Source organism: Acidovorax kalamii (genome assembly GCF_002245625.1).
Classification (GTDB): domain Bacteria; phylum Pseudomonadota; class Gammaproteobacteria; order Burkholderiales; family Burkholderiaceae_C; genus Acidovorax; species Acidovorax kalamii.
Genome location: NZ_NOIG01000008.1, coordinates 162,991 through 187,379, shown reverse-complemented (window position 1 = coordinate 187,379; position 24,389 = coordinate 162,991). Strand labels below are relative to the sequence as shown.

General features: G+C 66.3%; 21 protein-coding genes. 13 read left to right on the top strand and 8 right to left on the bottom strand.

Annotation, left to right across the window (positions count from 1 at the left end):
- Nucleotides 1–19 precede the first annotated feature (19 nt).
- Nucleotides 20–1,342 (bottom strand): ATP-binding protein, encoded by a 1,323-nt coding sequence (locus CBY09_RS12230; protein WP_094289889.1) that lies wholly within the window; start codon nucleotides 1,340–1,342, stop codon nucleotides 20–22.
- Nucleotides 1,339–2,097, bottom strand: a complete 759-nt coding sequence (locus tag CBY09_RS12225) for a response regulator (protein WP_094290201.1) — start codon at nucleotides 2,095–2,097, stop codon at nucleotides 1,339–1,341. Before CBY09_RS12225 ends, CBY09_RS12230 begins: the two co-directional genes overlap by 4 nt.
- A gap of 179 nt (nucleotides 2,098–2,276) precedes the next feature.
- Between CBY09_RS12225 and CBY09_RS12220 the strand changes: the two genes are divergently transcribed.
- The 5 genes from CBY09_RS12220 (at nucleotide 2,277) to CBY09_RS12200 (ending at nucleotide 7,235) form a co-directional block, all read left to right on the top strand.
- Nucleotides 2,277–2,807, top strand: a complete 531-nt coding sequence (locus CBY09_RS12220; RefSeq protein WP_094289888.1) for a DUF2147 domain-containing protein — start codon at nucleotides 2,277–2,279, stop codon at nucleotides 2,805–2,807.
- Nucleotides 2,804–3,532, top strand: a complete 729-nt coding sequence (locus CBY09_RS12215; protein WP_240515701.1) for a cytochrome c biogenesis CcdA family protein — start codon at nucleotides 2,804–2,806, stop codon at nucleotides 3,530–3,532. Before CBY09_RS12220 ends, CBY09_RS12215 begins: the two co-directional genes overlap by 4 nt.
- Before the next feature lie 46 nt (nucleotides 3,533–3,578).
- On the top strand, nucleotides 3,579–4,151 hold the full coding sequence (locus tag CBY09_RS12210) for a thioredoxin family protein (RefSeq protein WP_094289886.1): 573 nt from the start codon (nucleotides 3,579–3,581) through the stop codon (nucleotides 4,149–4,151).
- Nucleotides 4,152–4,224: 73 nt separating this feature from the next.
- Nucleotides 4,225–5,547, top strand: coding sequence for a serine hydrolase domain-containing protein (locus CBY09_RS12205; RefSeq protein WP_094289883.1), 1,323 nt, complete (start codon nucleotides 4,225–4,227; stop codon nucleotides 5,545–5,547).
- A 47-nt stretch (nucleotides 5,548–5,594) separates the two neighbouring features.
- Nucleotides 5,595–7,235 (top strand): AMP-binding protein, encoded by a 1,641-nt coding sequence (locus tag CBY09_RS12200; RefSeq protein WP_094289881.1) that lies wholly within the window; start codon nucleotides 5,595–5,597, stop codon nucleotides 7,233–7,235.
- Between the two features lie 76 nt (nucleotides 7,236–7,311).
- Here CBY09_RS12200 and CBY09_RS12195 read toward each other — a convergent pair whose 3' ends face one another.
- The 5 genes from CBY09_RS12195 to dnaA form a co-directional block, all read right to left on the bottom strand.
- Entirely contained in the window at nucleotides 7,312–7,725 is a 414-nt protein-coding gene (locus CBY09_RS12195) for a YkgJ family cysteine cluster protein (RefSeq protein WP_094289879.1), read from the bottom strand.
- 36 nt (nucleotides 7,726–7,761) lie between these two features.
- Complete coding sequence (locus CBY09_RS12190) at nucleotides 7,762–8,595, bottom strand: protein NO VEIN domain-containing protein (RefSeq protein ID WP_240515700.1); 834 nt, start codon at nucleotides 8,593–8,595, stop codon at nucleotides 7,762–7,764.
- A 29-nt stretch (nucleotides 8,596–8,624) separates the two neighbouring features.
- Nucleotides 8,625–11,231, bottom strand: a complete 2,607-nt coding sequence (gyrB, locus tag CBY09_RS12185) for a DNA topoisomerase (ATP-hydrolyzing) subunit B (RefSeq protein WP_094289877.1) — start codon at nucleotides 11,229–11,231, stop codon at nucleotides 8,625–8,627.
- Nucleotides 11,232–11,384: 153 nt separating this feature from the next.
- Nucleotides 11,385–12,503, bottom strand: a complete 1,119-nt coding sequence (gene dnaN, locus CBY09_RS12180; protein ID WP_063461436.1) for a DNA polymerase III subunit beta — start codon at nucleotides 12,501–12,503, stop codon at nucleotides 11,385–11,387.
- A 130-nt stretch (nucleotides 12,504–12,633) separates the two neighbouring features.
- Nucleotides 12,634–14,058 carry a chromosomal replication initiator protein DnaA gene (dnaA, locus tag CBY09_RS12175; protein WP_094289875.1) on the bottom strand — a complete coding sequence of 475 codons (1,425 nt, stop codon included), beginning with the start codon at nucleotides 14,056–14,058 and terminating at the stop codon, nucleotides 12,634–12,636.
- A 408-nt stretch (nucleotides 14,059–14,466) separates the two neighbouring features.
- Between dnaA and rpmH the strand changes: the two genes are divergently transcribed.
- From rpmH to CBY09_RS12140, 7 genes are all read left to right on the top strand, one after another.
- On the top strand, nucleotides 14,467–14,601 hold the full coding sequence (rpmH, locus tag CBY09_RS12170) for a 50S ribosomal protein L34 (RefSeq protein ID WP_005798102.1): 135 nt from the start codon (nucleotides 14,467–14,469) through the stop codon (nucleotides 14,599–14,601).
- Between the two features lie 73 nt (nucleotides 14,602–14,674).
- A complete protein-coding gene (locus tag CBY09_RS12165) occupies nucleotides 14,675–15,193 on the top strand; it encodes a ribonuclease P protein component (protein WP_094289873.1) in 519 nt (172 codons plus the stop codon).
- A complete protein-coding gene (gene yidD, locus CBY09_RS12160) occupies nucleotides 15,193–15,492 on the top strand; it encodes a membrane protein insertion efficiency factor YidD (protein ID WP_094290199.1) in 300 nt (99 codons plus the stop codon). The genes CBY09_RS12165 and yidD overlap by 1 nt, the downstream gene beginning before the upstream one ends.
- Nucleotides 15,489–17,201 (top strand): membrane protein insertase YidC, encoded by a 1,713-nt coding sequence (yidC, locus tag CBY09_RS12155; protein ID WP_094289871.1) that lies wholly within the window; start codon nucleotides 15,489–15,491, stop codon nucleotides 17,199–17,201. Before yidD ends, yidC begins: the two co-directional genes overlap by 4 nt.
- Before the next feature lie 93 nt (nucleotides 17,202–17,294).
- Nucleotides 17,295–18,734 carry a tRNA uridine-5-carboxymethylaminomethyl(34) synthesis GTPase MnmE gene (mnmE, locus tag CBY09_RS12150; RefSeq protein WP_094289869.1) on the top strand — a complete coding sequence of 480 codons (1,440 nt, stop codon included), beginning with the start codon at nucleotides 17,295–17,297 and terminating at the stop codon, nucleotides 18,732–18,734.
- Between the two features lie 107 nt (nucleotides 18,735–18,841).
- Nucleotides 18,842–19,333: a Crp/Fnr family transcriptional regulator gene (locus CBY09_RS12145; RefSeq protein ID WP_063461441.1), complete on the top strand. Its 492-nt coding sequence runs from the start codon at nucleotides 18,842–18,844 to the stop codon at nucleotides 19,331–19,333.
- A 111-nt stretch (nucleotides 19,334–19,444) separates the two neighbouring features.
- Complete coding sequence (locus tag CBY09_RS12140) at nucleotides 19,445–20,389, top strand: hypothetical protein (RefSeq protein WP_094289867.1); 945 nt, start codon at nucleotides 19,445–19,447, stop codon at nucleotides 20,387–20,389.
- Nucleotides 20,390–20,511: 122 nt separating this feature from the next.
- Here CBY09_RS12140 and CBY09_RS12135 read toward each other — a convergent pair whose 3' ends face one another.
- Nucleotides 20,512–21,066, bottom strand: coding sequence for an adenine phosphoribosyltransferase (locus CBY09_RS12135; protein WP_094289865.1), 555 nt, complete (start codon nucleotides 21,064–21,066; stop codon nucleotides 20,512–20,514).
- 204 nt (nucleotides 21,067–21,270) lie between these two features.
- Between CBY09_RS12135 and CBY09_RS12130 the strand changes: the two genes are divergently transcribed.
- Entirely contained in the window at nucleotides 21,271–24,330 is a 3,060-nt protein-coding gene (locus CBY09_RS12130) for an EAL domain-containing protein (protein ID WP_094289863.1), read from the top strand.
- Nucleotides 24,331–24,389: the final 59 nt, after the last annotated feature.

Sequence of the window (24,389 nt, the reverse complement as noted above, 5' to 3'; positions counted from 1 at the left end):
TCAGGAGTCCACGGAGCGGTCACTGTAGCAGCGGCGTGCCTGGCAGCTCCACCCGCGCCTCCAGTCCCTGCGCGCCGTCCGCGCGTGGCCCCAGCGCCAGCCGCCCGCCCAGGGCCTGGGCCAGCTCGTTCGCAATCGCCAGGCCCAGGCCGGTGCCGCCCGTGCCCCGGTTGCGCGAATCCTCCAGCCGCACGTAGGGCTGCAGCACGGCCGACAGCGCTGCGGGCGGGATGCCCGGGCCGTGGTCCAGCACACGCACCAGCCACTGGCCCGGCGCGCCCGCCTCCAGCGTCAGCTCGGCGGCGCCTGCAAACTTGAGCGCGTTGTCCACCAGGTTGCACAGCAGGCGGCGCAGCGCCTGCGGGCGGGTGTCGCAGATCACGTCCACGGCGTGCAGCAGCTGCACCGGCAGGCCCGCATCGGCGTAGTCGCACGCAATGCTCTCCACCAGCGCGCGCAGATCCACACGCTGCGGGGGCTCGCGCACGGCCTGGGATGAGCGTGCGTAGGCAATGCCCTCCTCCACCAGCGACTGCATCTCGGCCAGATCGGCGTGCAGCTTGCCCTGCAGCACGGGGTCGTCCAGCAGGTCGGCGCGCAGGCGCAGCCGGGTGATGGGGGTCTGCAGGTCGTGCGAGACGGCGGCCAGGATCTGCATGCGCTCTTGCAGGTGCGCCTGAATGCGCTGCTGCATATGGTTGAAGGCAACGGCGGCGCGCACCACTTCGCGCGGGCCGTCTTCAACCAGCGGCACGGTGGGGCGGTCGGCGCCGAGCGCATCGGCCGCATCGGCCAGCGTGTTCAGGGGCCGCGTGGCTGCACGCACGGCCCAGGCGCACAGGCCCACCAGCAGCGCCAGCTGCAGCGCCAGCGCGCCCAGCACCCAGGGCGATATCTGCAGCCGGGGCTCGTCCATGTCCACGGCCAGGGGCGTACCGTCGGCTAGGCGCAGTTGCAGCCGCAGCTCGATGCCCGGCACATGGGGGTCGATCACCTGCACCGGGCGGTCAGTGGGCAGTGTGGCCGCCACAGCGCTGGCAACGAGGCGGGCCAGCTGGGACGGGTCGGCAGGTGCGTCCAGGGGTTCGGCCAGTGCAAAGCGGTAGTTGCGGCGCGCCAGCCGGTCCACCCACTGTGCGCGCTCGGTGGCAGGCAGGCGTTCCAGCATGGCGACCGAGCTGGCCACGTCGCTGGCGAAATACGACACCATGGCCCGCCGCATGGTCATGCTGCGCTCGGTGAACGCCAGCACAAACGTCAGCGCATGCGCCAACGCCAGGCCCAGCGCCAGCACCAGCAGAATGCGCCCGAACAGCGAGCGCGGCCACCCGCGCAGCGTCATGGCGCAGTCTCCTGGGGCGCTGGTGCAGCGTGCACGTCGGCGCAGAACACATAGCCCTCGTTGCGCACGGTCTTGATGTAGCGCGAGCCGCGCGCACCATCGCCCAGCCGCTGGCGCACACGGCTCACCAGCAGGTCGATGGAGCGGTCGAACACATCGGCATCGCGCCCCTGCGTGAGCTGCAGCAACTGGTCGCGCGTGAGGATGCGCTGCGGGTGGTCCAGCAGCACGCGCAGCAGACGGTATTCGGCGCCCGACAGTGCCACCACTGCGCCCGTAGCATCGAGCAGGTGGCGTGCGGTGGTGTCCAGCCGCCAGTCGCCAAACGCAAGCTGGCGCGCGGGTTCGGCCTTGGCCAGATTGGGCGGCAGCATGCGCGTGCGCCGCAGCACGGCGTGGATGCGTGCCAGCAGCTCGCGCGCGGCGAAGGGTTTGGTCAGGTAGTCGTCCGCACCCAGCTCCAGGCCCAGGATGCGGTCCGCTTCGTCGCTGCGTGCGGTGAGCATGATGATGGGCAGTGGCGGCGCGCCAGGGCTGCGCAGCTCGCGGCACAGTGCGATGCCGTCGGTGCCTGGCAGCATCAGGTCCAGCACCAGCAGGTCGATGCGCTGCGTGGCCAGCACCTCGCGCATTTGCCGCCCGTCGGCGGCCACACTCACCTGCAGGCCCTGGCGCTGCAGGTACTCGGCAGCCAGTTCGCGGATGCCGGCGTCGTCATCGACGATCAGGATGTGGTCGGGAGCGGGCGTCGTCATGGCGGCCATTGTCCGGGCTTTGGTGGTGCAGCGGTATGGGCTGGGTGGGCAGATATGTATCTCAACTTGTCTGCCCGGTGCATCGACAAGCGCGCATACCAAAAGCCCCTGGTCAGACAAATCGCCGATACCTGCGCTGGCTTCAATGTGGTCTTCCTGAACATCACGAGGACCTTGCCATGAAACCATCCATCGCCGTGGCCGCCTTGCTGGCCCTGGGCCTGGCGCACGCCGCCAGCGCGCAAGAGGCCACCAAGGCGCGGCCCACCGCTGCCGCACAACCCACATCCCAACCCACCTCTGAGCCTGCATCCCCGTCTAAGGCTCCGCTGGGCCGCTGGATCACCGAAAGCGGCAACCTGGAGGTGAACATCGCCCCGTGCAACGCTGGCGGGGGCAACACCCTGTGTGGCAAGGTGGTGCGTGTGCTGGCCAACCGCTCCATGAGCGCGCCGGGCACCGACATGGCGGCAGCCGACGCGCGGCCTGCACTGGGCATGACGCTGCTGTCGGGCCTGCGCGCAGCCGAAGGCGGCAACAGCGAATACCAGGGCGAGATCTACAACCGCGAGAACGCCAAGACCTACCGCGCCCACCTCACCCCGGCCGAGCCCGACCAGTTGCTGGTGCGCGCCTACGTGGGCATCCCGCTGTTTGGTAAGACACAGGTGTGGCGCCGCCCGGCCGCCGAGCACGGGGGCGCGCAATGACGATGGCCATCTCCACCACCTCACCCTGGCTGGCCGTGGCCGCCGGCATGCTCACCGTGGGCGCGCCCTGCGTGCTGCCCATGCTGCCGGTGGTGCTGGGTGCGTCGGTGGGCGGCGGTGGTGCTGCGCAGCGCACACGCCCGCTGTTCATCGCGTTGGGTTTTGCGCTGTCGTTCGCTGCGGTGGCGCTGCTGTTCAGCAGCTTCACGCAGGTGCTCGGTGTGTCGCAAGAAGGCCTGCGCCGGTTTGCCGCCGTGATGCTGCTGGCGTTTGGCGTGCTCACGGTGTGGCCCCGGCCGTTCCAGTGGCTCAGCCAATATGCGGGCGGCGTGCTCAGCCGCCTGGTCAGCCTGGGCATGGGCAGCGGGGGCGGTAACTGGGGCGGGCTGCTGCTGGGCCTGAGCCTGGGCGCGGTCTGGACACCCTGTGCCGGGCCTGTGCTCGCCTCCATCCTCACCCTCATCGCCACCGAGCCACCGGGGGTGGGCACCGCCGTACTGCTGCTCGCGTATTCCACCGGCGCAGCACTGCCCATGCTGGCCATTGCCTACGGCGGCCAGGCTGCTGCCACCCACGTGCGCCGCATTGCGCGCCACGCACACCGCGTGCAGCAGGTGTTTGGCGTGGTGGTCATCGCCATTGCGCTGGCCATGTTGTGGGAGGTGGACGGGCAGATCACCGCCTGGCTCACGCAGTTCTATCCCTCGGGCTGGGGCGGCCTGTAGCCCATCACCCCCATCGCCCCGTCTTCGATTGCAAGGAGTTTTCACCATGGCATCGCACCCCTCTTCATTCCTTTTTGCTGAGCGCCGCGCGTTTCTGGCGTCGCTGGCCGCAGTATGGGCGGCGCCTGGCCTGGCCAGCGCCACGGGTCCCACCAGCCCCGCCGCTGCATTGCCCGACTTTGGCGCTGCGCCCGAGTTCACCGGCATTGAGCGCTGGCTCAACTCCGAACCGCTGAGCCTGGCCCAGCTGCGCGGCCGTGTGGTGCTGGTGGACTTCTGGACGTACGCCTGCATCAACTGCATCCGCACCCTGCCCCATGTGAACCGCTGGGCCGAACGGTACACCCCCCAGGGCCTCACGGTGGTGGGCGTGCACACGCCCGAGTTTCCGTTCGAGCGCTCGGCCAGCAACGTCGAGGCGGCCATGCGCCGCTATGGCGTGAAGCACCCCGTGGCACAGGACAACCGCTACGGCACCTGGAAGGCCTACAGCAACCAGTACTGGCCTGCCACCTACCTCATCGATGCGCAGGGCCGCATTCGCTACAAGCACTTTGGCGAAGGCGAGTACGAGCGCACCGAGAGCGTGATCCGCACGCTGCTGGCGGCCAGGGGCTGAGCCGCCCGATGGATTCCGTCTGCTTGTTTGTTCTTCCGTCTCCCACAATTTTTTTGACAGAGGTCTTCTCACCATGCGCCCCTTTCCTCGCCACCTGACCCACTCGTTTTCTGCCTTCGCCCTGGCCTGCACTCTGCTGGGTGTGGCCCCGGCCAGCCAGGCCCAGGCCCCTCAGCTGCCGCCGCCAGACGCCACCAACCCCGTGACCCTGCAGCTGATGCAGGGCTTCCCTCCGGCACCCGACAAGATCGTACGGCTGGCCAACATCCTCAAATACCCCAACGTGCGCTGGGCCGCGCAGCACCTCCGCGAACTGGGGCCCACAGCCACCATCTGGCGCGGTGCGGCAGCGCCCAGCGCACTGCCCGCTGCGCCGCGTGCCCTGCCCGACACCCTGGCGTTTGCCGACGACAAGGGTGCGCCCACCACGTTGGCCGACTGGCAGAAATCCACCTACACCGACGCCCTGCTGGTGCTGCACCGGGGCCGCGTGGTGTACGAGCGTTATCACATCGGCATGCAGCCCCAGCAGCCGCATGTGCTGTGGTCCATGAGCAAGTCGCTGGTGGGCCTGCTGGTGACCGAACTCATCCAGGAAGGCGCCATTGACGCCAGCGCACTCATCCCGCGCTACCTGCCCGAGCTGGCCACCAGCGCCTGGGCCGATGCCACCGTGCAGCAGGCGCTGGACATGACCACCGGCGTGAAATACGCCGAGAACTTTGCCGACCCCACCTCGGGCGTGTTCCAGTACCTGGCCGCTGCCGGCCTGCAGCCCGCGCCCCCCGGCATCACCGTGGCCAAGAGCATGGTCGAGCACCTGCCCACCGTGCAGAAGGAAGGCGAGCACGGCACCGCGTTTGCCTATAAATCAGTGGACACGGAAGTTCTGGGCTGGCTGCTGCAGCGCGTCACCGGCAAGAGCTACGCCACGCTGTTGTCCGAGCGCATCTGGTCCAAGCTGGGCGCGCAGGAGGACGCGTATGTGTTTGCCGACGCCAACGGCGGCCAGTCCACCAGCGTGGGCGTGAACGCTACCCTGCGCGACCTGGGTCGCCTGGGCGAGATGCTGCGCTCCAACGGCCGCTTCAACGGGCAGCAGATCGTCTCGCCCGCCACCATTGCCGAGCTGCGCAAGGGCGCCGACCCCGCCAAGTTCAGCAAGGCCCCCGGCACCGCCATGCGCGCGGGCTACTCGTACCACAACCAGTGGTGGATTCCCCACGATGCCGATGGCAGCTTCGAAGCCAAGGGCCTGATGGGCCAGCACATCCACATCAACCCGGCGGCCGAGCTGGTGGTGGTGAAGCTCTCCACCCACCCCGTGCCCAACACCGCCTTCACCCACGCGCTGGACCGGCAAGCCTTTGCCGCACTGGCCAAGGCCGTGCGCTGAGCCTGCCCGCACGTAGTTGCTCCACCCTCATCGAGGACCGTTTCACCATGTCCCCCCAACCCTGGCTGGCCAGCTACGGCGCCATCCCTGCCCACATCGATCCCGACAGCCATCCCAGCATCGTGCACCTGCTGTGTGCCGCCATGCAGCGCTACGCGCACCGGCCAGCATTCACCTGCCTGGGCCAGACGCTGACCTATGCGCATGTAGACCAGCAATCCCGCGCGTTTGCGGCCTACCTGCAGAACGTGCTGAGCGTGCGCAAGGGCGACCGCATTGCCGTGATGTGCCCGAACCTGATGGCGTTTCCCATCGCCATGCTCGGCATTGCGCGCGCGGGCTGTGTGCAGGTCAATGTGAACCCCCTGTACACCCCGCGCGAGCTGGAGTACCAGCTCCAGGACGCAGGAGCGAGGGTGATGGTGATCTATGTAGGGTCTACTGCGACCCTGGCCGCCATCCAGGACCGGGTAGAGCTGCACAGCATCATCACCGTGGCGCCCGGCGACGGCACCGCAGCCGACCTGCCCGGGCCGCCGGTGGATGCCCACCTGCACACCACCACCTCGTTTGCGCGCGCCCTGGCCGAAGGCGCCACCCTGCCCTTTGCGCCGCCCGTGCTGGAGGGAAGCGACCTGCTGTTCCTGCAGTACACCGGGGGCACCACAGGCCTGTCCAAGGGCGCCATGCTCACGCACCGCAACCTGGTGGCCAACGTGGAGCAGTTCAAGGCCTTCGTGCCCGATGCCCTGCGCCCCGCGCAAGAGGTCATCGTCACGGCCATTCCGCTGTATCACATCTTCGCGCTGATGGTGAACCTGATCAGCTACTTTGCGGTGGGTGCGCGCAACTGGCTGGTGCCCAACCCGCGTGACCTGGACGGGTTGATCGACATGCTGAACGCCGCACGCCCCAGCGTGTTCATGGGCGTCAACACGCTGTACGCCGGGCTGGCGGCGCACCCCGGCACGCAGGGCGTGGATTTCTCCAACCTGCGGCTGGCGGGCGGCGGTGGCGCCGCCATCCTGCCCTCGGTATCCGCCCGCTGGCAGGCCATCACCGGCCAGTTCATCCGCGAAGGCTACGGCCTGAGCGAGACCAGCCCTGTGGTGGCCTTCAACCCCGCATCGGTCACTGCCTTCAGCGGTAGCACCGGCCTGCCCCTGCCTTCCACCGACGTTCTGCTGCTGGACGACCAGGGCCACCCCGTGCCCCTGGGCCAGCCCGGCGAGGTCTGCGTGAAAGGCCCCCAGGTCATGGGCGGCTACTGGCAGCAGCCCGAGGCCAACGCCGCCGCCTTCACGCCCGACGGCTACTTCCGCACCGGCGACATCGGCCAGCTGGACGAGCGCGGCTTCCTCAAGATCGTGGACCGCAAGAAGGACATGGTCATCGTCTCGGGCTTCAACGTCTTTCCCAACGAAGTCGAAGCCGTGGCCACCGCCTGCCCCGGCGTGCTGGAGTGCGCCTGCATCGGCGTGCCGGACGAGAAAACGGGCGAGGCGCTGCGGCTGTATGTGGTGCGCGCGGCGGGCACTGCGCCACCGGTGGATGCAGACCACATCGCAGCCCATTGCCGCGCAGCGCTCACTGCCTACAAGGTGCCCCGGCAGATCGTGTTTGTGGAGGCCCTGCCCAAGTCCAGCGTCGGCAAGATCCTGCGCCGCGAGCTGCGCGACATGGCGTGAGCGCGGGGGCACAGTTTCAGACAGCGGTGGGCTTGCGCAGATGAGAGTTGCGAGACACCTCAGCGCGTGTCTGTAGTCAGCCCCGCCGCTGCAAATCCCGCGCCCCATAGGCGCAGTAGCCCGGCTTGGGGCTCTTCTTCTGCGGGTGCAGGCGGCAGGTTTCCGGCCGCTTGTCATACACCGTGCACAGCCGCGTTGTGGGGTCGAGAAAGTTGCAGTCCCCACTGGCCCGCCGCGCCATCGTGAAGATGGCGTTCTTGTGGTTGAAGTGGTCGATCAACCGCGCCTTCTGCAGCCGCTTGGCAATGTGGCGGATTTCTTCATGCTCGGCCTCGAACGGGTCCACCAGCTCCAGCCGCACCAGGTCCGAGAGCTGCACCTCCAGCGGCATCGTGCAGCAGTTGGCCGCGCAGGTGTCGCACAGGTCTGCGCGGTAGCGGGTCCAGGTGTCCAGGCGGTCTACGTCAACGATGGAGATGGGGGAGCGCATGGGGGTGAGGCAAATGGCGTGCGGCGTGCGGTAGGACTAAGAAAAGCTAGCGCGATATGTGACAGGGTCCAGGTCACAGTGCTGATCCAGTGCGCCCTTCAAAGAGAACAACTTTGGAGTCTGCCGAAATTCAAACAGGCGGCATAGGGTGAAGTCAGTACCCGCGTTTCGGGAGAAATGCAATTCATTCTTGGATATGAAAAACGGTGTGTCCTTGCCAAACGCAGTGGTTTTCACTTCAATGAATCGCTCGCGACCATTCGCATCGAAAGACAGGATGTCGTAGCCAAGGCCATCCCCCTTTGTTTGCGAGACATGCTCCACCCGTTCAGCCAAATCGCGCTTGCCGATATGCGCCAGTCTCCATTGCTCGTACCGAAAAACGAACTCTTCGCCAGCTTGACCTAACGAGCGATTGCGGGACTCGATCGCAAGGTAGTCCCGTTTGACGGGTGGGTTGCCGTAGTGTGGACTTGTCTCGCCGACACGATGTTGCTTTAGCGGCGCTTCGGTTTCAACTCTGGAGAAATCGACAATCTCTGGGGGTATTGCGGGCAAGTGCGCAGCCGCAAGCGCTAGTGAATCCAGGACAGTGGACTGGTCAACTTGTAGCTCCACTACTTCACGCAGCAGACGTTGGTAGTTGGCTCGTGGTTGATATCCGCGCAGATACGGGCAACCCAGATGGATCAGCACTGCGCTGATATTGCAGTGCTTGAATTCAACAGAACCTTCGGAGCGGCCATTGAGCTTTTCAAGCAAGACGCGACGGTGCGCAGCCTTGCTGTAGGTCTGACCAGCCAGTTCAAGACTGAGCATCTTGAGGTAGTCGGCAACAACCACCTCAACCTCGGCCCGAGACCAGTCCATGGCTGGTTTAACCAAGTTGGCTAGCTACATCAAACGTCAATATTTCCCGCCCGCAGCGCATTCGTCTCAATGAAATCCCGGCGCGGCTCCACCTCATCCCCCATCAGCATCGTGAACACGCGGTCCGCCTCGATCGCATCGTCGATCTGCACGCGCAGCAGGCGGCGCACATTGGGGTCCATCGTTGTTTCCCAGAGCTGCTCGGGGTTCATTTCGCCCAGGCCCTTGTAGCGCTGGCGGCTGGTGGTGCGTTCGGCTTCGCTGATGAGCCACTTCATGGCCTGGCGGAAGTCGCCCACCTTTTCTTCCTTCTGCTTGTCGCCTTCACCGCGCAGGGCCTTGGCGCCCTCGCCCAGCAGGCCACGGAAGGTGTCGGCGGCTTCGGCCAGGGCGGCGTAGTCGGCGCCGTGCACAAAGTCTTGCGTGATGACGCTGCTCTTGACGTTGCCGTGGTGGCGGCGGCTGATGCGCAGGATGGGTTTGTCGGTGCGGGCGTCGAACTCACCCGCCACTTCGGCGGGGGTGCCGGTGGTGTTCAGCTCGCGCAGCTTGATCTGCAGGGCCACGGCGCTGGCTTCGGCCTCGGCCACGGTGTCGAGCTTCAGGCTCACGCCGTCGGCCACGGCGCGCAGGGCCTCCTGGTCCATGAAGTTGGACAGGCGGTGGATCACGCTCTCGGCCACCTGGTGCTTGCGCGCCAGTTCGGCCAGGGTGTCGCCTGTCAGCACCTGTGGGTTGGCGCCGCCGGTGCTCACGCTCGCGTGGTTCAGCGCAATGCGCAGCAGGAAGCCGTCAAGCGCGGGGCCGTCCTTCAAATACAGCTCTTCCTTGCCCGCCTTCACCTTGTACAGCGGCGGCTGGGCGATGTAGATGTGGCCGCGCTCGACCAGCTCGGGCATCTGGCGGTAGAAGAAGGTGAGCAGCAGGGTGCGGATGTGGGCGCCGTCCACGTCGGCGTCGGTCATGATGATGATGCGGTGGTAGCGCAGCTTTGCCACGTCGAAGTCGTCGCCTCCGGTGGTGCCGCCCGCCTTGCCGATGCCGGTGCCCAGGGCCGTGATCAGCGTGAGGATTTCGTTGCTGGTCAGCAGCTTTTCGTAGCGGGCTTTTTCCACGTTCAGGATCTTGCCGCGCAGGGGCAGGATGGCCTGGAATTTGCGGTCGCGGCCCTGCTTGGCAGAGCCTCCGGCGGAGTCACCCTCCACGATGTAGATCTCGCACATCGCGGGGTCTTTTTCCTGGCAGTCGGCCAGCTTGCCGGGCAGGCCCATGCCGTCGAGCACGCCCTTGCGGCGCGTCATTTCGCGGGCCTTGCGGGCGGCTTCGCGGGCGCGGGCGGCCTCGACGATCTTGCCGCAGATGATCTTGGCGTCGTTGGGCTTTTCCTGCAGGTAGTCGGTGAGCAGCTTGCCCACGATGTCTTCCACCGGCGCGCGCACTTCGCTCGAGACCAGCTTGTCCTTGGTCTGGCTGCTGAACTTGGGCTCGGGCACCTTCACGCTCAGCACGCAGCACAGGCCTTCGCGCATGTCGTCGCCAGTGACTTCGACCTTGGCCTTCTTGGCCAGCTCGTTTTCTTCGATGTACTTGTTGATGACGCGGGTCATCGCGGCGCGCAGGCCGGTCAGGTGGGTGCCGCCGTCACGCTGGGGAATGTTGTTGGTGAAGCACAGCACTTGCTCGGTGTACGCGCTGTTCCACTGCATGGCGACTTCGACGCCGATGTGCGTGCCGGGGATGCCGCCATACGTCTCGGCCGGGCGTTCACCGGCTGCGTAGAACGAGGTGGGGTGCAGGACGGTCTTGCCCTTGTTGATGAACTCCACAAAGCCGCGTACACCGCCAGCGCCCGAGAAGTCGTCTTCTTTGCCGCTGCGCTCGTCCTTGAGGCGAATGCGCACGCCGTTGTTCAAAAACGAGAGTTCGCGCAGGCGCTTGGCCAGGATCTCGTAGTGGAAGTCGTTGTTTTCTTTGAAGATCTCGGTGTCGGGCAAAAAGTGCACTTCGGTGCCGCGCTTTTCGGTCTCGCCGGTCACCTTCATGGGGCTGACTTCAAAGCCGTCCACGGTGGACAGCAGGCGGTCTTGCACAAAGCCGCGTGCGAATTCGATCTGGTGCACCTTGCCTTCGCGGCGCACGGTCAGGCGCAGCCATTTGCTGAGCGCGTTCACGCAGCTCACGCCCACGCCGTGCAGGCCGCCGGACACCTTGTAGCTGTTCTGGTTGAACTTGCCGCCCGCGTGCAGCTCGGTCAGGGCAATTTCGGCGGCACTGCGCTTGGGCTCGTGCTTGTCGTCCATCTTCACGCCGGTGGGGATGCCACGGCCGTTGTCGGTGACGCTGATGGAGTTGTCGGTGTGAATGGTGACGACGATGTCGTCGCAGTGGCCGGCCAGTGCTTCGTCGATGGAGTTGTCCACCACCTCGAACACCAGGTGGTGCAGGCCGGTGCCGTCACTCGTGTCGCCGATGTACATGCCGGGGCGCTTGCGCACGGCCTCCAGGCCTTCGAGGATGGTGATGGCGCCTTCGCCATAGCTTTCGCTCGCACCGGCCTGGTTGGTGTCGATCTTGTTGGGAACAGGCTCACCCGTGCCGGTAGGTTCTTGCTCGGGCAGGTTGTTATCAGCGGTCATGGTGGGCCTTGGGGTCCGTGGAAACCGGTGGGTTTCCAATAGTTTCAATGGTCAAATTGGGCTCTACCGCCTATCCAGTAAGCGCTAGTAGCTATCAATACGATAGTAAACAGGGTTCGGCTGCGTGGCTGTGCGGCAGGTGGGAGGGGCGCCTCAGATGCGCATGGGCATCACCACATACTTGAAGCTGTCGTTGTCGGGGATGGTCATCAGCGCAGAGCTGTTGCCGTCCGACAGTTCCACCTTCACCATGTCCTGGCCCATGTTGGCCAGTGCGTCGATGAGGTAGGTCACGTTGAAGCCGATCTCGATGGTGTCGCCACCGTAGTCGATATCGAGTTCGTCCACAGCCTCTTCCTGCTCGGCGTTGTTGGACGCCACGCGCAGGGTGCCGGGCTCCAGGTTCAGGCGCACGCCCTTGAACTTGTCGCTGGTCATGATGGCGGTGCGCTGCAGGCTGGCCAGCAGCGGCGCACGGCCCAGGGTAATGCTGTTCTTGTGGTTCTTGGGGATCACGCGGTTGTAGTCGGGGAACTTGCCCTCGACCAGCTTGGTGACGAACTCCATGCCGCCAAAGGTGAACTTCGCCTGGTTGTTGGCAAACTGCATCTCGATGTGCGGCTGGTTTTCGCCGCCCGCGTCACTCAGCAGGCGCTGCAGCTCGATCACGGTCTTGCGCGGCAGGATGACCTCCTGCTTGGGCACTTCCACATCCAGCGTGGCGCTGGCAAAGGCCAGGCGGTGGCCGTCGGTGGCGACCAGGCTGAGCTGCTTGCCTTCGGCCACAAACAGGATGCCGTTCAAGTAGTAGCGGATGTCCTGCACGGCCATCGCAAACGACACCTGACCCAGCAGGTCCTTCAGCGTCTTTTGGGGCACGGCAAACACGGGGCCGAACGCGGCGGATTCCTGCACCAGCGGGAAGTCTTCGGCGGGCAGGCTTTGCAGCGTGAAGCGGCTTTTGCCACCCTTGAGCACCAGCTTGGACTGCTGCGACTCCAGGCTCACGGTCTGGTCGCCGGGCATGGTGCGCAGGATGTCGATGAGCTTGCGCGCACCCACGGTGGTGGTGAAGTCGCCGGTGTCGCCGCCCAGCTCGGCGGTGGTGCGGATCTGGATTTCGAGGTCGCTGGTCGTCAGCTGCAGGGCATTGCCCGTCTTGCGGATCAGCACATTGGCCAGGATGGGCAGCGTGTGCCGGCGCTCGACGATGCCAGCCACGGACTGCAGTACCGCGAGAACCTTGTCTTGTGTTGCCTTCAGGACGATCATGTCTTCAACCTCTTGTGGTTTTTGGAACGGAGCTTGGACAGCGGCACGGGTTGTGCCTCCCCCTGCTGCACAACCCATCATTTTGCCCCTTAAAGGGGCCTTTTCTCTGGGGCACCTCGATCACGCAGGTTCAGCCCTTGAGCGTTTGCTCCAGCACATGCAACTGCTGGTTCAACTCGGTCAGCTGCTGGCGCTCGCCCGAAATCTTGCGCACCGCGTGCAAAACCGTGGTGTGGTCGCGCCCGCCGAACAATTCTCCAATCTCCGGAAGGCTCTTTTGCGTCAGCTCCTTGGCCAGGTACATCGCAATCTGTCGCGGGCGGGCAATGCTGGCCGGGCGCTTCTTGCTGTACATGTCGGCGACCTTGATCTTGTAATAGTCGGCCACCGTCTTCTGAATGTTTTCCACAGAAATCTGCCGGTTCTGGATGGACAGCAGATCACGCAGCGCCTCGCGGGCGAGCTGGATGGAGATTTCCTTTTGGTTGAAGCGCGAATACGCCAGGATCTTGCGCAGTGCGCCTTCGAGTTCGCGCACGTTGGAGCGCACGTTCTTGGCGACGAAGAAGGCGACCTCTTCGGGCATCTCGGTGCCTTCGGCGCGGGCCTTGTTGATCAGAATCGCCACGCGCATTTCCAGCTCGGGCGGTTCCAGCGCCACCGTCAGGCCCGAATCGAAGCGCGACACCAGGCGGTCGTGGATGTTGGTCAGGCCCTTGGGGTAGGTGTCCGACGTCATCACGATGTGGCTCTTCTTGGTCAGCAAGGCCTCGAACGCGTTGAAGAATTCTTCCTGCGTGCGGTCCTTGTTGGCAAAGAACTGCACATCGTCGATGAGCAGCAGGTCCAGCGAGTGGTAGCGTTCCTTGAACTCGTCGAAGGTGCGGCGCTGGTAGGCCTTAACCACATCCGACACGAACTGCTCCGCATGGATGTAGAGAACTTTGGCGTCGGGCTTGTCCTGCAGCAGGCGGTTACCCACAGCGTGCATCAGGTGGGTCTTGCCCAGACCCACGCCGCCGTAGATGAACAAAGGGTTGTACAGGTGCCCGGGCATGCCCGCCACGTGCATGGCGGCCGAGCGTGCCATGCGGTTGGCCGTGCCCTCCACCAGGGTCTCGAACGTGAGCGCGGCATTCAGCCGGTTACGGAAGGCGCCGGCCGGGGCCTCGTCGATGCTGGCGGCCGGGGATTCTGCCGGTGCCGGGGTGCTGGAGGGCTCGGGCGACGCGGGGCGCACATAAGTACGGGTCACGGATTCCCGCTGAGCGAGCGCTAACTCCAGTGAGACCGGCTGGCCGTACAGGCCCTCCAGTAGGGAGGCGATGCGGCCTGCGTACTGGGCACGGATCCAGTCCAGCTTGAAGCGGTTGGCCACCAGCAGGGTGACTTTGGAGAAATCCTCGGCCACCTGGGCGACCAGGGGCTTGATCCAGGTGTTGAATTGTTGTTCCGGCAGGTCTTGCGCCAGTTGTTCTACGCAGGCTTGCCACAGGCCTTGGCCGGCATCGGCTCCGGGGGATGGTTGGGCGCTGCGGGTGGGTTCCTCGGTCATTTATCGGGAATTCTTGTTGTGGATAGGAGGAACGGTGCTGGGCGGCGGATTGTAGCTTGTCAAGGAGTTATCCACATTTTGGTGGCTGCTGTCATCGGGGGATTCCGGGGTTGATGGACTGGCATCCTTGGGGTGTCAAAACGGGCACCTGGTGATCGTCGAAGGCCCGCTTGGCGCGGGGCGAAAGGAGCTGTGTTGGCTCCGCCGGGCGGCTTGCGGATAGGCCTGCCAGCCGAAAGGCATTGCCAGAGGGCAACAAGCCTGCGATAATTTTGGGTTTCCCTGAATGTGTTCAGGGTGATTTGACCCGGCGCGCCGTTATTTCTGCTTCTGTTTGGCTGGTTTTCAGCTGGGCAAGGCAGGGGTTCAAGAGCAGCAGTCCGGAACTGAACCTCAAGGAATAGCACCATGAAACGTACTTACCAGCCCTCCAAGACGCGCCGCGCGCGCACCCACGGTTTCCTCGTCCGCATGAAGACCCGCGGCGGCCGTGCCGTTATCAACGCACGCCGCGCCAAGGGCCGCAAGCGCCTGGCCGTCTAAGGCCGTCCCGGTCTACGGTCTGCTCCCCGCCTGCCCCCGGTTTGTACCGTCAGGTTCCAAACGGGGTGCCTGCATGCAACGGCTAAAAACCCGTCCGCAGTTCCAGGCCGCCATGGCTGGGGGCACAGTCTCCCGCACAGCGCATTTTGCGCTGCACCGTCTGGTGCTGGATGCGGCTGGCAGCGCTGCTGCCAACCCCCCCGCCAGTGCTGCACCCACAGGGCCCGGTTCCTTGCCATCAACGCAAGGGCCGCAGGCCCTGTTTGCCGTGCCGGATGTCTGGCTGGGTGCCATGGTGCCCAAGCGCTGGGCGCGCCGTGCCGTGACACGCAACACCATCAAGCGGCAGATCTACACCGTGGGCGCGGCATTTGAAGCGCGCCTGCCCCAGGCAGCCCATGTGGTGCGGCTGCGCACGGCGTTTGACCGCAAACAGTTTGTGAGCGCTACGTCCGACCAGCTCAAGCAGGCCGTGCGTGCAGAGCTGCTGCAGCTGTTTGGCCATGCCGCCCGGCGTGCGGGTGGCGGGGCTGCAGTGCCCGCACCGGCGCCTGTCCCGCAGGTCCGGCCTGCCCACGAGGTGGCGCCATGATCATGCAGCGCCTGCTGATGGGCTTGGTCAAGGGCTACCGGTTTTTCCTCAGCCCCTGGCTGGGGTCGGCCTGCCGGTTCGAGCCCACCTGTTCGGCCTATTCACTGCAAGCGCTGGAATGGCATGGCGCGGCGGCAGGCAGCTATCTCACGGTGCGCAGGCTGGTACGCTGCCACCCCTGGTGTGATGGGGGCCACGATCCGGTCCCCCGAGAACTGCCGCGCGGCATGAGGCTTTTTTCGCGGCTGCAACAATCCTCCACCACCACCCAACCACCCTCACCAAAGAAGTCTTCATGAACGACATTCGCCGCACCATCCTGTGGGTGATTTTTGGCTTTTCCATGGTTCTGCTGTGGGACAAGTGGCAACTGCACAACGGCAACAAGGCCACGTTTTTCCCTACCACCCCGGCCGTGACCGCGCCTGCCGCTGCAGGTGCAGCGTCCGGTGCCACGGGCGCGGCCAGCGTCCCTGTGTCCTCTGCGCCCGTGGCAGCGGCTGCTGTCCAGGGCGCTGCGGCCGTCCCGGGCCAGCCCGCAGCGGCCACTGCACCCGCAGCCGCGCGTGAGCGCATCGAGGTCAAGACCGACCTGTACCGCCTCACCTTCGACAGCGAAGGCGGCTCGCTCACCCATGCCGAACTGCTCAAGCACGCCGACCTGACCGACAAGAACCGCAACTTCCTGCTGCTGGACGAAAGCGCCCAGCGTGTCTACGTGGCGCAGACCGGCCTGATCGGCGGCAATTTCCCCACGCACAAGACCGTGATGACCGCCGTGCCCGGCCCGCGCGAACTCAAGGACGGGCAGGACGAGCTGAGCATCCGCTTCGAGTCGCCCGACCAGGGTGGCGTGAAGCTGGTCAAGACCTGGACCATCAAGCGCGGCGCCTATGACATCGCCGTCAAGCACGACATCGTCAACACCGGCAGCGCTGCCGTGTCGCCCCAGCTGTACCTGCAGCTGGTGCGTGATGGCAACAAGCCTCCGGGCGAGTCGTCGTTCTATTCCACCTTCACCGGCCCGGCCGTGTACACCGACGCCAAGAAGTACCAGAAGATCGAGTTCAAGGACATCGAGAACGGCAAGGTCGATATCCCCCGCGATTCGCCCAATGGTTATGTGGCCATGGTGCAGCATTACTTTGCCGCCGCCTGGCTGCTGGCCGACGGCACCCAGCGCGAGCTGTTCACCCGCAAGGTGGACACCAACCTGTACTCGGTGGGCATGCTGACTTCCCTGGGTGCCATCGAGCCCGGCACGAGCAAGACCGTGGACGCGCGCCTGTTTGCGGGCCCACAGGTCGAGACCATGATGGAGAAGCTCTACCCCGGCCTGGAACTGGTCAAGGACTACGGCTGGCTCACCATCCTGTCCAAGCCGCTGTACTGGCTGCTGGACCAGCTGCACAAGCTGCTGGGCAACTGGGGCTGGGCGATTGTGGGCCTGGTGCTGCTGCTCAAGATCGCGTTCTACTGGCTCAACGCCAAGGCCTACGCGAGCATGGCCAAGATGAAGGCCATCAACCCCAAGATCATGGAGATGCGCGAGCGCCTCAAGGACAAGCCGCAGCAGATGCAGCAGGAGATGATGCGCATCTACCGCGAGGAAAAGGTCAACCCCATGGGTGGCTGCTTCCCCATCATGATCCAGATCCCTGTGTTCATTGCGCTGTACTGGGTGCTGCTGTCCAGCGTCGAGATGCGCAATGCGCCCTGGATCGGCTGGATCCATGACCTGTCCACGCCCGACCCGTTCTTCATCCTGCCCCTGCTGATGACGCTCAGCTCGCTGCTGCAGACGGCCCTGAACCCCGCACCGCCCGACCCGATGCAGGCCAAGATGATGTGGTTCATGCCGCTGATCTTCAGCGTGATGTTCTTCTTCTTCCCGGCCGGTCTGGTGCTGTACTGGCTGACGAACAACATCCTGTCGATTGCACAGCAGTGGATCATTAACACCCGCATGGGCGTGCCACCGCAGTTCAATCTGCCCAGTTTCAAGTGATGGTGCTGCGGCAACGCTTGACGCCACCGAACTGACCCAAAAAGGCCGCGCAAGCGGCCTTTTTCTTGCCCACCCACCCTGTACAGTCGCCCCATGCTTGCCCGCCACCACGACCCCATCGTTGCCATCGCCACTGCCCCCGGGCGCGGGGCCGTCGGTATCGTGCGGGTGTCGGGCAAAGGGCTGGCAGCGCTAGTGCAGGCGCTGTGCGGCCGCACCCTCAAGCCCCGCGAGGCGACCTACCTGCCGTTTCGGGATGCGCAGGGCCAGGCCATCGACCAGGGGCTGGCGCTGTATTTCCCCGGCCCGCACAGCTACACCGGCGAGGACGTGCTGGAGCTGCAGGCCCACGGCGGCCCCGTGGTGCTGCAACTGCTGCTGGCGCGCTGCCTGGAGGCAGGTGCCGCCACCGACCCGGCCACGGGCCAGCCCTGCCTGCCGGGCCTGCGCGTGGCCCAGCCGGGCGAGTTCACCGAACGGGCTTTCCTGAACGACAAGATCGACCTGGCCCAGGCCGAGGCGATTGCCGACCTGATCGACGCGAGCACCGAGGCCGCAGCCCGCAGCGCCAGCCGCTCGCTCACCGGCGCGTTCTCGGCCGAGATCCACACACTGCGCGACGCGCTCATCCACCTGCGCATGCTGGTGGAGGCCACGCTGGACTTTCCTGAAGAAGAAATTGACTTCCTGCGCAAGGCGGATGCGCACGGGCAGCTATCGAACTTGCAGCAAACACTGGCCTCGGTCATGCAGCGGGCGCGCCAGGGCGCCTTGCTGCGCGAGGGCATCAAGGTGGTGATTGCCGGGCAGCCCAATGCGGGCAAAAGCTCGCTGCTCAATGCCCTGGCCGGGGCCGAGCTGGCCATCGTCACCCCCATTGCCGGCACTACGCGGGACAAGGTGCAGCAGACCATCCAGATCGAGGGTGTGCCCCTGCACATCATCGACACTGCGGGCCTGCGCGACAGCGAGGACGAGGTGGAGCGCATCGGCATCGCCCGCGCCTGGGACGAGATTGCGGGTGCCGATGCGGTGTTGTTCCTGCACGACCTGTCGCGCCAGGATGCTATGGAATACATAGCTGCTGAGGCAGAAATAGCGAGCGCACTGGCCCAAAAACTGCCCCAAACCATCCCGGTGATCGATGTCTGGAACAAGCTGGACCGCGCCCCGGCGGCGGCGGCCATCGCCGCAGAAGGGGCCGGGCAGGCCGAAACCCGGCGGGGCGTGTGGTTGTCTGCTCGCACGGGCGAGGGGCTGGACGGGCTGCGGCGCATCCTGCTGGAGGTGGCGGGCTGGCAGTCTGCGCCCGAAGGCCTCTACATCGCGCGCGCGCGCCACATCGAGGCGCTGCGCGCCGTATCGGCCCACCTGCAGGAGGCCGCCGACCAGCTGCAGGCCCAGGGCCCGGCCCTCGATCTGCTGGCCGAGGAGCTGCGCCTGGCCCAGAACGCCCTGAGCGCCATCACCGGCGAGTTCAGCTCCGACGACCTGCTGGGCGTGATCTTCTCCAGCTTCTGCATCGGCAAGTAGTTCTGGCGCCCGGCCAGGGTGCCCGCGCCGCCGCCTGTCGCTTATGTTGTAAACGGACGTAAACAGCGCTTGTGTCTGATCTGTAACAACGGTACTTTCGACGCATCATGAATGCCCCCACCCCCGCTGCCATCAAGGTTGACCTCAAAGGTTTGCTGGACGCCATTGCGCAAACCACCGCTGACGACAGCATGACCAACCCCCTCTCCCCCGCGCAGTGGGAGGTGCTCTCGTCCTACCTGCTGCCCGTGGTGCTGCCCGCCGGGCAGGTGCTTTTCAGCCAGGGGGCCACCGACCGCACCCTGTACCTGGTGGAGAGCGGCAGCCTGAGCGTGCACTACCAGGACGAAAAAGAACGCCTGCGCCTGGCCATCGTGGGCGCGGGCTCCGTGGTGGGCGAAGGAGCGTTTTTCTCGCACCGCGCGCGCAGTGCCACCGTGCAGGCCAGCGCGCCCTGCAAGCTCTGGAGCCTCACGGCCATCCGCTTCACCGAACTCACCAACCGCCAGCCCGCCATAGCCCTGGGCCTGGCGATGGCTGCCGGGGCGGTGCTGGCCAAGCGCCTGGGCAACCGCCGCCGCCGCGTTGCGGCGACCTGACAGGCGCCCCGCAGACGCGGGATTTGCGGGCTTGTTCGGGGCTGTGCAAGGGGTACAGCAAGTTACACTCGATTTGGATTTTGTCCAGGCACCATCCGAAGAAAGCAAGCCATGTCCCTGTTCAGCTGGTTCAGCCGCAAACCCGCCCCCCCCAAGCCCCGGCCAGCCGCAGAACCGTCGGGTCTGTTGAATGCCGACGCCACCGTGCCGCTGCACCCTGGCCGCTCGGGCAAACCCCTGGTCGAGCCCCCACCCCTCGAACACGCGGCCAATCGCAAGAACGAGCGCATGGAGCGCCGCGAGCTGCTCTACACCGTGGTGCGCGATGCCATGGTGCGCGCTGGGGTGCTGTCGGCCAGCTACAAGTTCAAGGTGCTGTCGCTGGACCAGCGTGGCCGGCAGTTCCTGGTGATGATGGACCTGGCGCGCGAATATGGCGGCGAGACGGTGCGCCTCTCCGAGATCGAGGCGCTGATCGCCCAGACCGCCAAGACCCGCTACGACATCCTGGTGACGGCCGTGTACTGGCGCATCAACGACCACGTGGCCGTGGGCATTCCCCAAAAGGGCGTGGCGCCCCAGGGGGCGGCGCTGCCTGTGCCACCGGCGCCGGTGGCCGCAGCACCGCTGCGCAAGCCGCCCGTGGCGGCGCCCGCCCCAGTAGTGGCACCTGCCAACCCCATCTTCCCCATAGCGTCAGCGCCAGCGCCTGCACCCACGGCCGCACCCGCCGCCGCAGCACCCCAGCGCCCGGCCCCTCCCCTGGTCGCCGCTGCGCCGTCCCGGCCCCCCGTGGCGGCGCCGGTGGGCGAGCCGCGCCCAGCCCCCCGGTTCGAACCCATCGAGGCCGACGAAGTGGCTGCCTTCAAGCGCGCCCTGGCCAACGCCGCAGGCGCCACGGCGGCCCCGGCAGCGGCTGCCAAGCCGGGTGTGCCTGTGCGCTCCGGCCCCCTGCTGCCTCCGGCGCAGCCCACCGGGTTTGAAGACACCGAAATGCCTGGGGCAGACAGCCCTTCGCCCGACCTGAGCAGCACCCAGTACGGCGAGCTGCGCTGAGCGCCGGGCGCGGCCTCCCAACAAAAGAAGCCCTCCATGCGGAGGGCTTCTTTGCTTGTGGCGGGTGCTGCAGGGCCGGGATTGCGGCGCGGTCCCGCCTGGCGCGTCAGCCAGGAAGTGATTCAGTGCCCCGCAAAATCCACCAGCGTGTACAGCGGCAGGCCCGATGCGCGCAGGCGCTCCGAGCCGCCCAGCTCGGGCAGATCCACGATGGCCGCGCCTTCGGTCACCGTGGCGCCCAGCTTCTCCAGCAGGCGCCGACCGGCCATCATGGTGCCGCCGGTGGCGATGAGGTCGTCGATCAGCAGCACGCGGTCGCCCGCCTTCACGGCGTCGGTGTGCAGCTCCACGGTGGCGCTGCCGTACTCCAGCTCGTAGGTCTCCTCCACCGTGGTGAAGGGCAGCTTGCCCTTCTTGCGGATGGGCACGAAGCCCACGTTGAGTTCATAGGCCACCACCGCACCCAGGATGAAGCCGCGCGCATCCAGCCCGGCCACCACATCGGGGCGCAGGGCCTTGTCCATGTAGCGGTGCACAAAGGCGTCGATGAGCACGCGGAACACCTTGGGGTCCTGCAGCAGTGGCGTGATGTCGCGGAACTGCACGCCCGCTGCGGGCCAGTCGGGCACGGTGCGGATGTGCTGGCGGAGGTAGTCGTTGACGCTGAGTGGCTGCATGGGAAAAGAGAAGGGGATCAAGGGGCGCAGGTGTGGGTGAGCCGGACAACGGCATTTCCGCGCGAAGGGCTGAAGTGTAATCAGCCGCCTGCGTGCGCTTTTCTGCGCTCCCGGGGCCACCGCCAGCCCCCATAATGTTTCACTGCTGTTACACCCTCCGGCACGGCTGCATTGCAGGCGGCGCCCCCCACAGAAGATTGGCCCATGCCCATCTCCATCCTGCTGATTGAAAGCGACCACACCCATGCCCAGGCGGTGGCGGGCGCTTTGGCAGACCCCTGGTCCGGCTGGCAGGTGGAGGTCTGTGCGTCGCTGGCACATGCGCGTGAACACCTGCAGCAACCGCATCGGCGGCCCGACATCGTGCTGGCTGCCCAGAACACCCTGGGGGGCACGGCCTTCGATTTGCTGCAGCTGCTGGCCGGTGTGCCCGCCATCATCATCGTGCGCATGGGGGCCGAAACCCATGCTGCGCAGGCCATGCGGCATGGTTTTGACGACTTTGCCGTGCAGGACCCGGCCCTGGACTACCTGCTCACATTGCCCGCGCAGATCGATGCGGTGCTTGAACGCAGCTCCAGCGACCGTGCGCGGCTGGCGGCCGAGGCCATGCTGGCGCGCCAGCACCGGCTGCTGCAGGCCATCTCGCGCGCCCAGGCCATGTTCATCGCCAGCTCCGGGCCCCGGGCGGCGTTCGAGGCCTTGCTCGAAGAACTGATGTCGCTCAGCCAGAGCGCGTTTGGCTTGGTGGGCCAGGTGCAGCGCGCGGCCGACGGGCACCCCTTCTTGCGGGTGCACGCCATGACCGACATCAGCTGGGACGCCGCCTCCCGCGCGCTGTACGCGCAGCACGCCGAGGAGGGCATGGTGTTTGACAGCCTGCACTCGCTGGTGGGCGCGGCCCTGGTGTCCGGCGAGCCCGTGATCAGCAACGACGCCTGCCACGACCCACGCGCCGCAGGCACCCCGCCGGGCCACCCCACGCTGCACACCTACCTGGGCCTGCCCATCCACGCGGCGGGCGAACTGGTGGCCATGGTGGGCCTGGCCAACCGCGCCGAGGGCTACTCGCAGGCGGATGTGGCGTTTCTGCAGCCCCTGCTCAATACCGTGGGCCAGCTGGAGACCGCACGCCGCGCCGAGCTGGCCCGCAGCACGGTCGAGGCCGAGCTGCTGCGCACCAGCGACCTGCTGGGCGAGAAAACCCAGGCGCTGGAGGCCACGCTCGCCAACATCTCCCAGGGCATCACCAACGTGGATGCCGAAGGGCGCATCCGCGTCTACAACCGGCGCTACCTGGAGCTGCTCGACCTGCCCGAGGACCTGCTGGCCAGCCAGCCCAAGGTGGAGGATGTGGTGCGCTTCCAGACCGAGCGGGGCGACTTCGGCCCGCAGTTCCAGCTCATCGAGCCCATGGCGCGCAACTACGTGGCCTCGGAATATGCAGCGCATGGCGGGCAGCTCACCATGCCCGACTCGTATGTGCGGCGCACGCACAGCGGTCGCTACATCGAGGTGCGCACCCGCGCGCTGGAGCCCGGCGGGCGGGTGCGCACCTTCACCGACGTCACCGACTACCTCAGCACCCTGGAGGCCCTGCGCCTGAGCGAGGCGCGCTGGCGCAGCCTCACGCAGCTCTCGTCAGACTGGTACTGGGAGCAGGATGCGCAGTACCGCTTTGTGCGGCTGGACGGCAATGCCCAGCAGAAAACCGGCGTGCCCGACGAGGTGCACTACGGCCTCACGCGCTGGGAGCTGCCCGACACCTTTGTGGACGAAGGCCAGTGGCGTGACCACCGCGCAGTGCTGGAGGCGCACCAGGTGTTCCACGATTTCGAAATGCAGCGGGTGACCCACGACGGCCAGCCCATCTGGGTGTCGATCAGCGGCGAGCCCATCTTCGATGCCGAAGGCACCTTCACCGGCTACCGGGGCGTGGCGCGCGACATCACCGAGCGCAAGCTGGCCGAGGCCCAGATCCAGCGCCTGGCGTTTTATGACGAACTCACTGGCCTGCCCAACCGGCGCCTGCTGATGGACCGGCTGGAGCGCGCCGTGGCCGCCAGCACCCGCGAGGGCTGCCACGGCGCCCTGCTGTTCCTCGACCTGGACAACTTCAAGGGCATCAACGACACCCTGGGCCACGAATGGGGCGACCGGCTGCTGGTGCAGGTGGGCGCCCGCGTGAGCGCCTGCGTGCGCGCCACCGACACCGTGGCACGCCTGGGGGGCGACGAGTTTGTGGTGGTGATCGAGGGCCTGCATGCCGAAGAGGCCGAGGCCGCCGCCGAGGCCGAAGCCGTGGCGCAGAAGGTGCTGGCTGCGCTCAACCAGCCCTACCAGATCGAGGGCTGCGAGATGCACAGCACGCCCAGCATCGGCATCGCGCTGTTCCGGGACGCGCAGCAGCCGGTGCAGGAGCTGCTCAAGCGCGCTGACCTGGCCATGTACCAGGCCAAGGCCCAGGGGCGCAACATGCTGTGTTTCTTCGATCCCGCCATGCAGGCAGCCGCGTCCGCGCGTTCGGCGCTGGAGGGCGACATCCGCCTGGGGCTTGCGCGCGCCGAGTTCCTCCTGCACTACCAGCCGGTGGTGGACGCCACCGGCCAGCTGCTGGGCGCTGAGGCCCTGGTGCGCTGGAACCACCCGCAGCGCGGCATGGTGCCGCCCGCCGAGTTCATCCCGCTGGCCGAGCAGACCGGCCTCATCCTGCCCCTGGGTCGGCAGGTGCTGGCCATGGCCTGCCACCAGCTCGCGCTGTGGGCGGCCGACCCCGCGAGGGCCAGCTGGACCCTGTCCGTGAACGTGAGCGCGCAGGAGTTTCGCCAGAGCGAGTTTGTGCAGGACGTGCTGGCCGTGCTGCGCGACTCGGGCGCGGATGCGCGGCGGCTCAAGCTGGAACTCACCGAAAGCCTGCTGCTGCACGACGTGGAGGACAGCATCCTCAAGATGCAGGCCCTGCGCACGCTGGGCGTGGGGTTTGCGCTGGACGACTTTGGCACGGGCTACTCGTCGCTGAGCTACCTCAAGCGCCTGCCGCTCGACCAGCTCAAGATCGACCAGAGCTTTGTGCGCGACGTGCTCACCGACCCCAACGACGCCGCCATCGCCTGCACCATCATCACCCTGGCCCACAGCCTGGCCCTGGACGTGGTGGCCGAGGGCGTGGAAACCGAAGGCCAGCGCGCGTTCTTGCTGCGCAACGGCTGCCAGCGCTTCCAGGGCTACCTGTTCGGGCGGCCCGGGCCTGCCGCTCTGCTCTGATTGCTATTAAATATATAGCTACAAAGGCAGGATGGACGCGCGGTGAGGTCGTTTTTATT